Genomic DNA, 14,382 nt, shown 5'->3' with positions numbered 1-14,382 from the left:
ACCGTTTGAAGGCGGTCCATCCCATCGGATGGACCGCCTTCGGCGTATCCGGGAGGCGCACGAGAGCGGCGGACTGCGGCGGGGCGGGCCGCCCCGAGCGGGGTGGCCCGAACCGTCGGCTCAGCGGCCGAGGGCCCGGCGTCCGCGGCCCTGCGACAGCACCGGCAGGTTGGTGCGCGACGGCGCGCTGGAGCTGTCCTCCTCGATCCGCAGCGCCAGCGCGGGACACCGGCGCACGGCCCGCAGTGCCTTCGCCTCCGCGTACCTCGGCACCGGCGCCTGGGCGACCGTGGGGAAGCCGTCGGCGCCCAGTTCGAAGACCTCCGGGAGGATGTCCGCGCACAGGCCGTGGCCGCGGCACAGTGTCCAGTCGACGAAGATCTTCTGCCGGCTGGCACCCGCCTCGGGCTCGGCCTGGCCGCCGCCCGGGATGCCCGTGGGGGCCCGGCCGCCCTCGAAGAGCGGCAGCACGCCCGCCACGGGCCTGCCGCAGCCGTTGCCGAGGACGTGAGCCGCCAGGTCGTCCGTGAAGGCCTTGATGGTCGATTCCAGGAACATCGCCGAGCCGTCGGGGTGCGAGCACGCACCGCGCTTCTTCACGGCCTTGGCGACCTGCTTCAGGGCCTCCAGGGCGGCGGGGCCGCCGCCCTGGAGGATGTCCTCCATGCCGCGGGCCGCGGCAGGCAGACCGAGGTAGCAGGGACCGCACTGGCCCGCGCTCTCCTCGGCCAGCCACTTGGCCACTTGCAGGGACTCGCCCAGCGGGCAGGTGTCCTGGCTGATGGGCAGGATCGCGCCGGCGCCGAGCGAGCCGCCGACGGCGTCGAGGTTGTCGCGCGAGACGATCGCCTCGCCGACCGTCGCCGCGTCGATCCACTTGCCGTGGTAGCCACCGGTCAGCACGCCCTGCGGGAGCGGCGGGGCGCCGGCCAGCTGGAGCACGTACCGCAGCGGCACACCCGTGGGGACCTCGATCACCATGGGGCGGTCGACCGCGCCGGAGACGGTGAGCATGACGGTGCCGGGCTCGTCGTACAGACCGGTGTTGCAGTAGCGCTCGGCGCCGATGCGGGCGGCGATCGCCAGCTGGGCGAACGTCTCGGCGTTCGACAGCAGCGTGGGCGCGCCGCCCACGCCGCTCTGCGAGGCGCTCGTCTTGCGGCCCGGCGGGATCGCCGGACCGCCGTCGATGGAGCGGATCAGCGACGCGGCGGCGCCGGTGACCATTCGCACCGGATTGCGCTGCACACGGGCGCGTATGGGGGCGCCACGCCGGTCGCTGAGGCCGCGCTCAGCCAGCGCCTGCTCCATCGACCGCTCGGTGGAGGCCCGGGTCACGCCGACCACGAGCGTCCGCGCGCCGAGGGCCTCGGCGACCAGCAGGGCGCCGTCCAGGATGAGGTGCGGGGCCCGGTTGATCAGCACCGTGTCCTTGCGGCAGGCCGGTTCGTCCTCGCTGCCGTTGACGACGACCACCGGCCGGATGCCGCGGCGGATCGCCGACTCGGCGACCGACCGCAGTTTCTTGTGGAAGGGGAAGCCGGCGCCGCCACGCCCCTTCAGGGAGATCTGTTCGGCCAGCTGTGCGAGCTGTTCGCCGCCCATCGGTTCGAGGGGGCCGTGCACCTTGAGGTGCATGGGCAGATCGAGTCGCTCGACAAGGTCGAAGCCCGACGTGAGCTGCGGAAGTCCGACCACGCGGACTTCTGGGACGTCGGGCAGGGCCTCGTTCACTAAAAGCCTCCGGAAGGCGCGTTCCAGGGTTCGCCGGTAACCGGCGTGTCGTAAGCGCCGGGCAGCGTCTCAGTCGCGGGACCGCTGTTGTACGTGTTGTTCGAGTTGTACGTGCCGTAGGGGCTGTTCGTCTCACCTGTGTCGTACATCTCACCGCCGCCGTACCCGTCGTATCCGGAATTGCCGTAGGTCGGGATGTTGTATCCGGTGTCCTGAAGCGGGTCGTACGCGGAGGGGGGCGCCTCGCCGACGGGCGGCGGAGAGGGGATCGGCCAGCTGCCGGATGTGCTGCCGGGGCCGTCGACCTGTGGCACGGCCTGCGTGGGCTGCATGTTCGTCGGGACGTTCATGTGCTGCGTCGCGTCGGGCGTCATCAAGCCCTGGGCGCGGGGAGCGGCCGAGACGGCCCGGTAGGCGGCCGCGAAGCCGTTGCCGGCTTCGGGGGTCATGGTGCGGGCCGGAGGGGCGTCGTAGAGGGGTGTGGCGGGCTGGGAGGGGATCAGCCCCTCGGCGACGGCTGCACGGCCCACCGAGCGCGCCCCGAAGCCCGCCATGGCGGCCGCGGCCTCCGCGTTGCGGGCGCGGCTGGCGTCCAGCTCGTCGCGCCCGGGCCTGTTGTCGGTTCCGACGATCGCGAAGATCCGGTCGGCCACCTTGCGCTTGAACGGGCGCGGCGCGGCGCGCAGGGCGAGCGCCGCCATGACTCCGAGCAGGCAGAGCTCGTACGAGATCGTGAAGAACGGCTTCGCGGCCCGGCCCGCGTACAGGCCGTGGATCAGCGCTGCGCACCAGGACGGGTAGGCGAGCATGTGCATCGCCCGCCAGCGCGCCGCGGCCGGCGCCGGTGAGGCGAAGTTGCTGCGCAGAGCGCCGGTGACACCTACGAAGATCATGAGCAGGGCGGCCAGGGAGCCGAGGCCGATGAGTCCCGCCGAGCCGCTCACGCCGAGGCTGAACGGGATCAGCGCGGCGATCAGCGCCGTGTGGTCGAGTGCCAGCTTGATGGTGACGTGCAGCAGGAGGAAGGCGATCGAGGCGACCGCAGTCGTGCGGTGGACCGCCTGCGCCACGATCCGCTGGCGGATGTTGAGGAAGATCCGGTCCTGGGCGACGAGCCCCCAGATCACCGAGCAGCTGAGGGAGACGAGCGAGAGGACGCCCGCTCCGAAGTTGAGGAAGTCCCGGACTGCGTTTCCGCCTGCGAGCACGACGACGGGTATCAGCAGCAGTACGACAGTCGACGCCACGCCGTAGGCCGAGCGGCCCGGCTTGGGGATCGAGCTGTTATTACGTGGAGGGTTCATGGGGGCAACTCCGAACAGTTTCGGGAAGGCGGTCCCGCTGCCGCACTCTAAGGGGCTCCATACCGAGCAGTACGAGGTTTGAGTTATTGCGTTGTTATCAAAGGGCAACGGACCGGTGGCGATGTCCGACTAGCTGCTGTTACGCAAAGTAACATTTGAACCTTGTTCAGCTTTTCGGGGCCTTCACAACTCGACCGTCGGTGTCCGAGTACGTTTGCGCTCCTTCCTGGGTTCACCCGGGCCGGCTCCCGGTGTGCCACCCGGAAGCCCGTCGCGGCCCCGTCGGGCGCTGCGGTACTCTGACGCCATGCGTGCCGTACGCCTTCTGCTTAGCGAGCCGCGCTGATCAGTCCCGACCACCCGGGCGAATCGGATGGTCGGAATCGGCGCGGCGTCCCCTCCTGTGCGAGGGGCTTTTTCATTTCCGCTGGCAGAGACGATCGATGGAGCTTTGAGGATCATGAGCGAGACGAACCCCGCTGCCGCCGCTGCCGTGTCGGCGGAGGCCGCGCCGCACCGCTACACGGCTGCCATGGCGGCCGAGATCGAGGCACGCTGGCAGGACTTCTGGGACGCCGAGGGCACGTACGCGGCGCCGAACCCCAAGGGCGACCTGGTCGGCGACCCGGAGCAGGTCGCCCGGCCCAAGAAGTTCATCATGGACATGTTCCCGTACCCCTCCGGTGCGGGTCTGCACGTCGGTCACCCCCTGGGCTACATCGCCACCGATGTGTTCGCCCGGTTCCAGCGCATGACCGGCCACAACGTCCTGCACACCCTGGGTTTCGACGCCTTCGGCCTGCCCGCCGAGCAGTACGCGGTGCAGACCGGCACGCACCCGCGCGTGTCCACCGAGGCCAACATGGAGAACATGAGGGCACAGCTGCGCCGGCTGGGCCTGGGTCACGACAAGCGCCGGTCGTTCGCCACGATCGACCCGGCCTACTACAAGTGGACCCAGTGGATCTTCCTGCAGATCTTCAATTCCTGGTACGACGAGGAGGCGCGGAAGGCCCGCCCGATCTCCGAGCTGATCGCCCAGTTCGAGTCCGGTGAGCGCGGGGTCCCGGGCACCACGCGCGCGTGGAACGAGCTGAACGCCGCCGAGCGCGCCGACGTCCTGAGCGAGTACCGCCTGGCATACGCCTCCGACGCGCCCGTGAACTGGTGCCCCGGCCTGGGCACCGTCCTGGCGAACGAGGAGGTCACCGCGGACGGTCGCTCCGAGCGCGGAAACTTCCCCGTCTTCAAGGCCGAGCTGCGCCAGTGGAACATGCGCATCACCGCGTACGCGGACCGGCTGCTGGAGGACCTGGAGGAGCTGGACTGGCCCGAGGCCATCAAGCTGCAGCAGCGCAACTGGATCGGCCGTTCCGAGGGCGCCCGCGTCGACTTCCCGATCGACGGCGAAGCGATCACCATCTTCACCACGCGTCAGGACACCCTGTTCGGCGCCACCTACATGGTGCTGGCGCCCGAACACCCGCTGGTCGAGAAGTTCACCCCCGACGCCTGGCCCGAGGGCACCCACGAGGTGTGGACGGGCGGTCACGCCACGCCCGCCGAGGCCGTCGCCGCCTACCGTGCCCAGGCCGCCTCCAAGTCCGATGTCGAACGGCAGGCCGAGGCCAAGGACAAGACCGGCGTCTTCACGGGCGCGTACGCCACCAACCCCGTCAACGGCGAGAAGGTCCCGGTCTTCATCGCCGACTACGTCCTGATGGGCTACGGCACGGGCGCGATCATGGCAGTCCCGGCGCACGACAGCCGGGACTTCGCCTTCGCGCGCGCCTTCGAGCTGCCGATCCGCTGTGTCGTCGAGCCGACCGACGGCCGCGGCACCGACCCGTCGACGTGGGACGACGCCTTCGTCTCGTACGACGCGAAGACCGTCAACTCCTCCAGTGAGGCCGTTTCGCTGGACGGCCTGAACGTCGTCGAGGCCAAGGCCCGCATCACCGAGTGGCTGGCGCGCAAGGGCATCGGCGAGGGCACGGTCAACTTCCGTCTGCGTGACTGGCTGTTCAGCCGTCAGCGCTACTGGGGCGAGCCCTTCCCGATCGTCTACGACGAGGACGGCGTCGCCCACGCGCTGCCGGAGTCGATGCTGCCGCTGGAGCTGCCGGAGGTCGAGGACTACTCGCCGCGCACCTTCGACCCGGACGACGCCGACACCCAGCCCGAGACCCCGCTGTCGCGCAACGAGGAGTGGGTCAACGTCACCCTGGACCTGGGCGACGGGCCGAAGAAGTACCGCCGCGAGACCAACACCATGCCCAACTGGGCCGGTTCGTGCTGGTACGAGCTGCGCTACCTGGACCCGCACAACGACCGGAAGCTGGTCGACCCGGAGATCGAGCGCTACTGGATGGGGCCGCGCGAGGGCATGCCGCACGGCGGCGTCGACCTGTACGTCGGCGGCGCCGAACACGCCGTGCTGCACCTGCTGTACGCGCGCTTCTGGTCGAAGGTCCTGTACGACCTGGGGCACGTCTCGTCGGCGGAGCCGTTCCACAAGCTGTTCAACCAGGGTATGATCCAGGCCTACGTCTACCGCGACAGCCGCGGTATCGCGGTACCGGCCGCAGAGGTGCAGGAGCGCGACGGCGCGTACTACTACCAGGGCGAGAAGGTCAGCCGTCTGCTGGGCAAGATGGGCAAGTCCCTGAAGAACGCGGTCACTCCGGACGAGATCTGCGCCGAGTACGGGGCGGACACGCTGCGCCTGTACGAGATGGCGATGGGTCCGCTGGACGTGTCGCGGCCGTGGGACACGCGCGCGGTGGTGGGCCAGTTCCGGCTGCTGCAACGACTGTGGCGCAATGTGGTCGACGAGACGACCGGCGAGGTCACCGTCGTCGACGCCGAACCCGACGATGACTCGCTGCGTGCCCTGCACAAGGCGATCGACGGCGTGCGTCAGGACCTGGAGGGCCTGCGGTTCAACACGGCCATCGCCAAGATCACCGAGCTGAACAACCATCTGACCAAGACGGGCGGAGCCGTGCCGCGCTCCGTCGCCGAGTCGCTGGTGCTGCTGATCGCCCCGCTGGCCCCGCACATCGCCGAGGAGCTGTGGCGCAGCCTGGGCCGCACCGACTCGGTCGTCCATCAGGACTTCCCGGTCGCCGACCCGGCGTACGTCGTGGACGAGACGGTGACCTGCGTGGTCCAGATCAAGGGCAAGGTCAAGGCGCGGCTGGAGGTTCCCCCCTCGATCTCCGAGGAGGAGCTGGAGAAGGTGGCGCTGGCCGACGAGAAGGTCGTCGCGGCGCTGGACGGCGCCGGGATCCGCAAGGTGATCGTGCGCGCGCCGAAGCTGGTCAACATCGTCACGGCCTAGCGGTCTCCGCCCGTCGGTGGACTCCGCAGGCCAGGGTGCCGGCGCGCCGACCAGGCCGCCGGACCTCGGCCGGCCCGAGCGGTGCCGCAAGGTCGGGGTGGTCCCCTACGGGCGGGTTCGGGGTTCCGGCGGAACCCCGAACCCGCCCGTTACGTTTACCGTGGAAGTGGTGAAGCAGCCGCCACCGCCGGCCGGAGGAGGAGCGTCGTGGAAGCCGTGTTGAGCGTCATCGCGCTCCTGTTCGTGCTGTGCGTCGTGCTCGGGGCGTATGCGACGGTGAAGGCGATCGGAGCGGCCAAACGCGGTGTGGACCGTACGATCGCGCAGGCCCGCCGCACAGTCGAGGACACCACCTTGCGCGCCAGGACCCTCGCCCAGCCCGGCCCGGCGGGCGAGATCGCCACGCTCCGTCTGACGCTGCGCACCTCGATGCGGGCCACGCAGGAGGCGCTGCACGCGGGTGTCACCGAGGACGAGTCGCTGAAGGAGTCGCTGGGCCTCTTCAACCGCCTCAGCGCGCACGGATACGAACTGGACGCCGAACTGAAGCGCCTGGAGGTCGAGCCGGACCGGGGGACGGTCGCCTCCCGGCTGCCCGAACTGCGCGAGCGCACCGAGCGGATCACGCACTCTGCGGACTCCTTGCGCTGGGCGGCGCACGACAGGGCGCGCCGGTTCGCGGACGACGACCTGGACACGCTGAGCGCGCAGATCGACGTGGAAGCGGGTGCGTTGCGCCATTGGACCGCGGAGCCGTCGACCGCCCCCTCCTGGCCGGAGGCACCGGTGCCGGAGGCTTCGGCCGCCGACGGCCGGACCTGGCCGGAGACACCCCGCTCCCGTGCGTCGCGTGAGCAGCCGACCCGACCCGCCCTCGGGCCGCGGGGGCAGCGACCCGCATACTCGTGGCAGAAGAAGTCCCGCCCCGAGAGCACCCCATGATCCCACCAAGGTGAACCCGGGTCGGAGGGGCCGGGCTGCCACACGCACGTTCTGGCAGGTAACCTCCAGCTCATGTCCCGCCATGTCGCGATCGTCACCGATTCAACGGCCTACCTGCCGCCGCGGACGATGGAGCGCCACGGCATCACCGCGGTGCCGCTGACCGTGGTCCTGGGGGACCAGGCGCTCGAAGAGGGTACGGAGATCTCGGCCCGGTCCCTGGCCCTGGCCCTGCAGAAGCGACGGTCCGTCACCACGTCGCGGCCCAGCCCCCAACTCTTCGCCGAGACCTACCGCAAGGCCGCCGAGAGAGGGGCGACCGACATCGTCTCGCTGCACCTGTCCTCCGAGTTCTCGGGCACCTACGATGCCGCCGTGCTCGCCGGGCGCGAGGCCCCCGTGCCGGTGCGCGTGGTCGACACGGGGATGGTCGCGATGGCCCTCGGCTTCTGCGCGGTGGCCGCGGCGGAGGCCGCGGAGGCGGGTGGCACGGTGGACGAAGCGGTCACGGCGGCGGAGAAGCGGGCCGCCGGCACCTCGGCCTACTTCTACGTCGACACCCTCGACTATCTGCGGCGGGGCGGCCGGATCGGGGCCACACAGGCGCTGGTGGGTTCGGCGCTCGCCGTGAAGCCGCTGCTCCAGCTGAACGACGGCCGTATCGAGTTGCTGGAGAAGGTGCGGACGGCGTCCAGGGCGATCGCCCGACTCGAGGAGATCGTGGCCGAGCGCGCCGGCAACGCGCAGGCCGACATCGCGGTTCACCATCTCGCCGCTCCCGAACGGGCGTCGGCGCTCGCGGACCGCCTGCGGGTACGGGTGCCGGGGCTGGCCGCCCTGCATGTGAGCGAGGTCGGCGCGGTGATCGGGGCGCATACGGGTCCCGGGCTGCTGGGGGTCGTGGTGTCACCGGTGTCGGGATGACGGGATCGCGGGATCACGGGTGGTCCGTGCTCGGGTGACGCGACCCACCTCGACGCCGCCGGAGTGATGACCGTTACTCGGACGGGTGACCGAGTTGTCCACAACTGGGCAGCAGTCCCCGGGAATTGACCAAGATCATCGCGAGGTCGGCGATGTGGCCGATCCTCGGCGCATGGCACTTCGATCACGTTCACGCACAGCGACTCCCACGAGCGGACCCGGCCGCGGCCAGGGCTCCGACGGCCGCACGCGCCATCGCCTGCGGCATTCACGGGGGCGCGTCCGACGGCACCATCAGAGCCCGGCCGCCGACGCGCTGCGCCTGCGCGCAGGCGCACTTTTCGCGGAAGGCACCAGGGAGCGCAGGGAGTTGGGGAACGGGCCGCCGGGAGCCGGCCGGAGCGCAGGGGAGCCGAGTGCGCGTACGACGGTGGGCAACGGGACCGGCCCTCCGTACGCGCGAGCCCTGGAGTTACCCCCGGACCGGTCCGCGGGAGCCGCCCCTGCCCTCACGGTCGGCGACAGCGACGCGCTCGGGAACGCGAGGGCGGACGGCGGATGGCGGGAGCGGGTCGGGCAGGCCGTGCGCGAGCGGATGCCGCTGTGGCTGCAGTCGAGGTGTGGGCTGGAGAGGAAGAGCGTGGCCGCGCTGAGCGTGCTGCTCGTCGCGGCGGTGGTCTTCGCGGCACAGCACTTCTGGACCGGCCGCACGCAACAGGTGCGGGCACCGGAGGTGGTGCGGGCGGCGGCGTCCTACGGTGAGCCCGGCGCCCGGGGCGCGAACAGGTTCGCGGAGCCGGGCGCTTCGGCCGGGCCGCAGCCGCCGGACGGGACCGGAGCACCGGCAGGCATGGCGGTCGTCGTCGACATCGGCGGCAAGGTGCGCAGGCCGGGGCTGCAGAGGCTCCCGGCCGGATCGCGGGTCGCTGACGCCCTGCGCGCGGCGGGCGGAGTGCGCCCGGGCACCGACACCGACGGACTCAACCGTGCCCGCCTCCTGGTGGACGGCGAGCAGATCGTGGTCGGGGGCCCCACCTCCGCGCCGGGTACGGGAGCGGCGGGTTCGGCCACCGGCGGATCCGCGGCCGACGCGGCCCCCATCACCCCGGTCTCCCTGAGCACGGCGACCGTGGACCAGCTCGACGCGCTGCCCGGGGTGGGGCCCGTTCTCGCCCAGCACATCGTCGACTACCGCGCCCAGCACGGAGGATTCCGCTCGGTGGCCGAACTCCGCGAGGTCAACGGCATCGGCGAGCGCCGCTTCGCCGATCTTCGGAATCTCGTACGACCATGAGCCCGCCACAGACCAGGCCCGAGCGCGCGGTCGCGCCCGCGCGCTCCGGCCGTCCTGCCGTGCGCGTCGTGACCCGCAACCGGCTGGGGGATCCGCACCCCCGGCAGGAGGGTCCGGCCGACCTGCGGATGGTGGCGCCCGCCCTGGCGGCCTGGGCCGCGGCCGCCTGGGCCCTGGACGCGCCGACCGAGTGGGTCACGGGTGTCGTGACCGGCTGCCTGGTGCCGGCGGGTGGGCTGCTGGCGGCGCGGGCGATGGCGCGGGCCAGGCGCGGTGGCCGCTCGTGGGGCTCGTGGTCGGCGGTGTCCGCGGCTGCCGTGCTGCTCTGCTTCGCGTCGTCCGCTGCCTCCGCCCAGCTTCAGGGCGCGGACCTGCGACGGGGGCCCGTCCCCGCTCTCGCGCACCAGTACGCCGAGGTGACCGCGGAGGTCGAGATCGCCTCCGACCCACGCCTCACCCGACCCGTGATCAAGGGCGATCACACGATGCCCGCGGCCGTGCTCCTCGACGCCGAGGTCCACCGCCTGACACAGGCGGACGGGACCGTGACGGCGACCCGGGCGCCGGTGCGGGTGATCGTCGACATGAGCACCCGCACGACGCCCGTGGACGGCTCACGGGGCGCCGCGGAGGGGCCCGGGCGGTCACCGTGGCTCGCCTTGCTGCCCTCCACGCGCGTGCGGATGACCGCCCGGCTCGCACCCCCGCTGAGCGGGGGTGATCCTGTCGCGGCGGTGTTGCGGGTGCGGGGCGGCGGAGCGCCCGACACGGTGGCCGTGCCGTCCGGGACACAGCGATGGGCGGGCCGGTTGCGTGCCGGGCTCCGGGAGGCCACCGAAAGTCTCGGCCCGGACGCGCGGGCGCTGCTGCCGGGACTGGTCGTCGGGGACACCTCCCGGGTCACGCCCGAGCTGGACGAGGCCTTCAAAGAGACGGACCTCACGCACCTGCTGGCCGTCAGCGGAGGCAACTTCACCATCCTGCTGGCCTTGTTCATCGGTCCGGCCGGGCTGGCGCAACGCGTCGAGCGCCGAGGGCTTGCGGCCCGGCTCGGCATTCCCCTACGGGGGACGGCGCTCCTGAGCGGTGCGCTCACACTCGGGTTCGTGGTGGTGTGCCGGCCGGATCCGAGCGTGCTGCGCGCCGCGGCCTGCGGGGCGATCGCACTGCTGGCCCTCGCGACCGGGCGCCGCAGATCCCTGATCCCGGCGCTGGCCACGGCCGTGCTGCTGCTGGTGCTCTACGATCCCTGGCTCGCCCGCGGGTACGGCTTCCTGCTCTCCGTGCTGGCCACCGCTGCCCTGCTCACCGTGGCCCCACGCTGGAGCGCGGCGTTGCGAAGGCGCCGTGTGCCGCCGCGACTGGCCGAGGCGCTGGGCGCCGCGGCCGCGGCGCAGGCGCTGTGCGCGCCGGTCGTCGCGGTGCTCTCGGCGCGGGTGAGTCTGGTCGCCGTCCCGTGCAATCTGCTCGCCGACCTCGCCGTGGCACCGGCCACCGTGCTCGGGTTCGCCGCACTGGCAGCCGCCCCGGTGGCGATGCCGCTCGCCGAAGGGCTGGGCTGGTGTGCCGGCCTGCCGGCCGGGTGGATCGCCGGCATCGCGCGCACCGGTGCCTCGTTGCCGGGGAGCGGGGTGGACTGGCCGGGCGGCTGGGCGGGGGCACTGCTGCTCGCGGCCGTGACGGCGCTGGTCGTGCTTGTGGGCCGGCGGCTGCTGAGACACCCCTTGCCGACCTGTGTCTGCGTGGTGGGACTGCTGCTCGTGGTGGTACAGCCTCCGCCCCTGACCCGGGTGATCACGGGGTGGCCGCCGCCGGGCTGGCGGTTCGCGATGTGCGACGTGGGACAGGGGGACGCGGCCGTGCTCGCGGCGGGCGGCGGCACAGCGGTGGTCGTGGACGCGGGTCCCGACCCGGTGCTGGTCGACCGGTGTCTGACCGCGCTCGGCGTCTCGCGCATCCCGCTCCTCGTGCTCACCCACTTCCACGCCGACCATGTGGCGGGACTGCCGGGAGTGCTGCGCGGGCGCTCGGTGGGGGCGATCGAGACGACCGGGTTCGAAGAACCGGTGGAGCAGGCCGCGTTCGTCCGCGCCCAGGCCGCTGCCCGGCACATTCCGCTGACGCGCGCCGTGGCCGGCGAGCATCGCCGTACCGGAGCGCTCGACTGGCATGTGCTGTGGCCTCCCCCAAGCTCTCGGCTTCGCTCGAGCAGGGAGGTACCCCCATCGGACCCCGCCCCGCCCCCGGGCGGTCCGAACGACGCGAGCATCGCTCTGTTCATCCGGTCCGCGGGGCTGAGCCTGCTGCTGCTCGGGGACCTCGAACCCCCGGCCCAGCTGGCAATGGCGAGGTCACCGACGGGTGCGGGGCTGGGAACGGTGGACGTCCTCAAGGTCGCCCACCACGGTTCGGCGTACCAGGATCCGGAGCTCATACGAAGGGTGGCGCCGCGGATCGCGCTGATCTCGTGCGGGAAGGACAATCCGTACGGCCATCCGGCTCCTCGCACGGTCGCGGCGCTGCGGGACGAGGGCGCGCTCGTGCTGCGCACGGACGAGGACGGGGCGATCGCCGTGGTCGGTGCGGGCGAGGGGCTGAGCGTGGCGAGAGACTGAGGTCATGAACTCCGCACAGATCGATGCCTACCTCCGCCGGATCGGGGTGAAGCATCCCGCCTGGCCCACCGTCGACATGTTGCGCGAGCTGCATCTGCGCCATCTGCAGACCGTGCCGTTCGAGAACCTGTCGATCCACCTCGGTGAGGAGCTCGTGCTGGAGCAGAAGCGGCTGGTCGACAAGGTCGTGGGCAGGCGCAGAGGCGGCATCTGCTACGAACTCAACGGCGCGTTCGGGGCTTTGCTCAAGGCGCTGGGCTTCGACGTCACGCTGCTCGCCGCGCGGGTGTACGGGGACGAGCGGAGGCTCGGGGTGCCGTACGACCATATGGCGCTGCGGGTGCGGACGGTGGACGGGGGCGACTGGCTGGCGGACGTCGGCTTCGGTGCCCACAGCCACTATCCGCTGGCGTTCGGCGAGCGGGGGGAACAGCGGGATCCGGCCGGTGGGTTCCGGGTGATCGAGGCCGGGGCGGACGAGGCGGGCGTGCGAGGCGGCGGTGGGGAGCGGGCCGACGATCTCGACGTGCTGTGGGACGACAAGCCGCAGTACCGGCTGGAGCTGCGGCCGCGGGTGCTCGGGGACTTCACCATCGGAGCCTGGTGGAACACCACCTCGCCCGGCTCGCACTTTGTGCGGTCGCTGGTGTGCTCGCGGGTCACGGAGGACGGCGGACGGATCACGCTCAGCGGCAGCCGTCTGACGGTGACGTCCCCGGAAGGGAAGAAGGAGGTGACGAGCCTGGCGGACGACGCGGAGGTGCTGGAGCTCTACCGGGAGCGGTTCGGGATCGAGTTGGACCGGGTGCCCACGGTCCGCGGCGCAGAACCCGGTGGGCGATGAGCCGGACCTTCCGAGGCGGGCCCCGGCGTCGACCAGAACGTGTGTGGCGGAAGATGGCTTCGTGAGTGATGTGAGACATGTGCTGGTGCTACCCGACCGTGACGCCGCGGAAGAGGTGGCGGAGGCGTTGGGGGAACGGTTCGGGCTGGACGAGGAACCGCGAGTCGTCCGTGACGCACTGGCCGGCGAGGACGACGCGGAGGACGCCCAGTGGCTGGTGGTCCTGCGGGACGAGGAGAAACGTCTCGAGCCGGAGGAGCTGGACACGTTCGTGGGGGAGTGGGACGGCTGGCGGGAAGAGCCGTAGTCCTGCCGGGTGACCCGGTGCCCGGCTGTGACCGACGGGCGGCGGGACCGCATTGTCGGTGCCGCGTGCGATGCTTTCCGTGATGGCCAAGAAGACGAATGCCGACCTCCTCACCCCGGTCACTCTCGCCGTGGGCCAGGAGGACCTCCTGCTCGACCGAGCCGTGCAGGAGGTGGTGGCCGCCGCCCGGGCCGCCGACGCCGACACGGACGTACGGGATCTGTCCTCCGACCAGTTGCAGCCGGGCACGCTCGCCGAGCTGACCAGTCCGTCGCTGTTCGCCGAGCGCAAGGTCGTGATCGTACGCAATGCGCAGGATCTGTCGGCCGACACGATCAAGGAACTGAAGGGGTATTTCGCCTCCCCCGCCGAGGAGATCACGCTCGTGCTGCTGCACGCGGGCGGCGCCAAGGGCAAGGGGCTGCTCGACGCCGCGCGCAAGGCGGGGGCACGAGAGGTGGCATGCCCCAAGATGACGAAACCGGCCGACCGGCTGGCGTTCGTGCGCGGAGAGTTCCGGGCGCAGGGGCGTTCGGCCACTCCGGAGGCGTGCCAGGCGCTCGTCGACGCGATCGGGAGCGACCTGCGGGAGCTGGCCTCGGCGGTGTCGCAGCTTGCAGCGGACGTCGAGGGGACCATCGACGAGGCGGTGGTCGGGCAATACTACACCGGGCGGGCCGAGGCGTCCAGTTTCACCGTCGCGGACCGGGCGGTCGAGGGACGGGCGGCGGAGGCGCTGGAGGCCCTGAGATGGTCGCTGGCCACAGGAGTCGCGCCGGTGATGATCACGAGTGCTCTCGCACAGGGCGTGCGGGCCATCGGGAAGCTGTCCTCGGCACGCGGTGGCCGTCCGGCGGACCTCGCCCGGGAGCTGGGCATGCCACCGTGGAAGATCGATCGGGTGCGGCAGCAGATGCGGGGGTGGACGCCGGACGGAGTGGCGGCCGCCCTGCGGGCGGTGGCCGAGGCCGACGAAGGAGTCAAGGGCGGCGGGGACGATCCCGAGTACGCCCTGGAGAAGGCGGTTGTCACCATCGCGCGGGCGGCGCGGTCGAGGGGGCGGGCGTGAGCCGGG

10 protein-coding genes are annotated in these 14,382 nt (G+C 71.8%); 8 read left to right on the top strand and 2 right to left on the bottom strand.

What is annotated here, in order from left to right:
* Window positions 1-120 precede the first annotated feature (120 nt).
* Complete coding sequence (locus VXC91_RS19795) at window positions 121-1,734, bottom strand: NADH-ubiquinone oxidoreductase-F iron-sulfur binding region domain-containing protein (protein WP_329508613.1); 1,614 nt, start codon at window positions 1,732-1,734, stop codon at window positions 121-123.
* Window positions 1,734-3,038, bottom strand: a complete 1,305-nt coding sequence (locus tag VXC91_RS19790; RefSeq protein WP_329508612.1) for a cytochrome b/b6 domain-containing protein — start codon at window positions 3,036-3,038, stop codon at window positions 1,734-1,736. Before VXC91_RS19790 ends, VXC91_RS19795 begins: the two co-directional genes overlap by 1 nt.
* A gap of 460 nt (window positions 3,039-3,498) precedes the next feature.
* On the opposite strand from VXC91_RS19790, the gene leuS reads away from it, so the two are divergent.
* From leuS to holA, 8 genes are all read left to right on the top strand, one after another.
* Window positions 3,499-6,381, top strand: coding sequence for a leucine--tRNA ligase (gene leuS / locus VXC91_RS19785; RefSeq protein ID WP_329508611.1), 2,883 nt, complete (start codon window positions 3,499-3,501; stop codon window positions 6,379-6,381).
* A gap of 207 nt (window positions 6,382-6,588) precedes the next feature.
* Window positions 6,589-7,323, top strand: coding sequence for a hypothetical protein (locus VXC91_RS19780; protein ID WP_329508610.1), 735 nt, complete (start codon window positions 6,589-6,591; stop codon window positions 7,321-7,323).
* 72 nt (window positions 7,324-7,395) lie between these two features.
* Window positions 7,396-8,247 (top strand): DegV family protein, encoded by an 852-nt coding sequence (locus VXC91_RS19775; protein WP_329508609.1) that lies wholly within the window; start codon window positions 7,396-7,398, stop codon window positions 8,245-8,247.
* A 172-nt stretch (window positions 8,248-8,419) separates the two neighbouring features.
* A complete protein-coding gene (locus VXC91_RS19770) occupies window positions 8,420-9,541 on the top strand; it encodes a ComEA family DNA-binding protein (protein WP_329508608.1) in 1,122 nt (373 codons plus the stop codon).
* A complete protein-coding gene (locus tag VXC91_RS19765; protein WP_329508607.1) occupies window positions 9,538-12,156 on the top strand; it encodes a ComEC/Rec2 family competence protein in 2,619 nt (872 codons plus the stop codon). The genes VXC91_RS19770 and VXC91_RS19765 overlap by 4 nt, the downstream gene beginning before the upstream one ends.
* Before the next feature lie 4 nt (window positions 12,157-12,160).
* Entirely contained in the window at window positions 12,161-13,000 is an 840-nt protein-coding gene (locus VXC91_RS19760) for an arylamine N-acetyltransferase family protein (protein WP_329508606.1), read from the top strand.
* A gap of 61 nt (window positions 13,001-13,061) precedes the next feature.
* Window positions 13,062-13,307 carry a hypothetical protein gene (locus tag VXC91_RS19755; protein WP_329508605.1) on the top strand — a complete coding sequence of 82 codons (246 nt, stop codon included), beginning with the start codon at window positions 13,062-13,064 and terminating at the stop codon, window positions 13,305-13,307.
* Between the two features lie 82 nt (window positions 13,308-13,389).
* Window positions 13,390-14,376 (top strand): DNA polymerase III subunit delta, encoded by a 987-nt coding sequence (gene holA, locus VXC91_RS19750; protein ID WP_329508604.1) that lies wholly within the window; start codon window positions 13,390-13,392, stop codon window positions 14,374-14,376.
* The last annotated feature ends 6 nt before the right edge of the window (window positions 14,377-14,382 follow it).

This window comes from Streptomyces chiangmaiensis (genome assembly GCF_036281785.1).
Lineage (GTDB): Bacteria > Actinomycetota > Actinomycetes > Streptomycetales > Streptomycetaceae > Streptomyces > Streptomyces chiangmaiensis.
The sequence above is the reverse complement of the archived record's forward strand: the minus strand, read 5'-3'. Positions and strand labels throughout refer to the sequence as shown.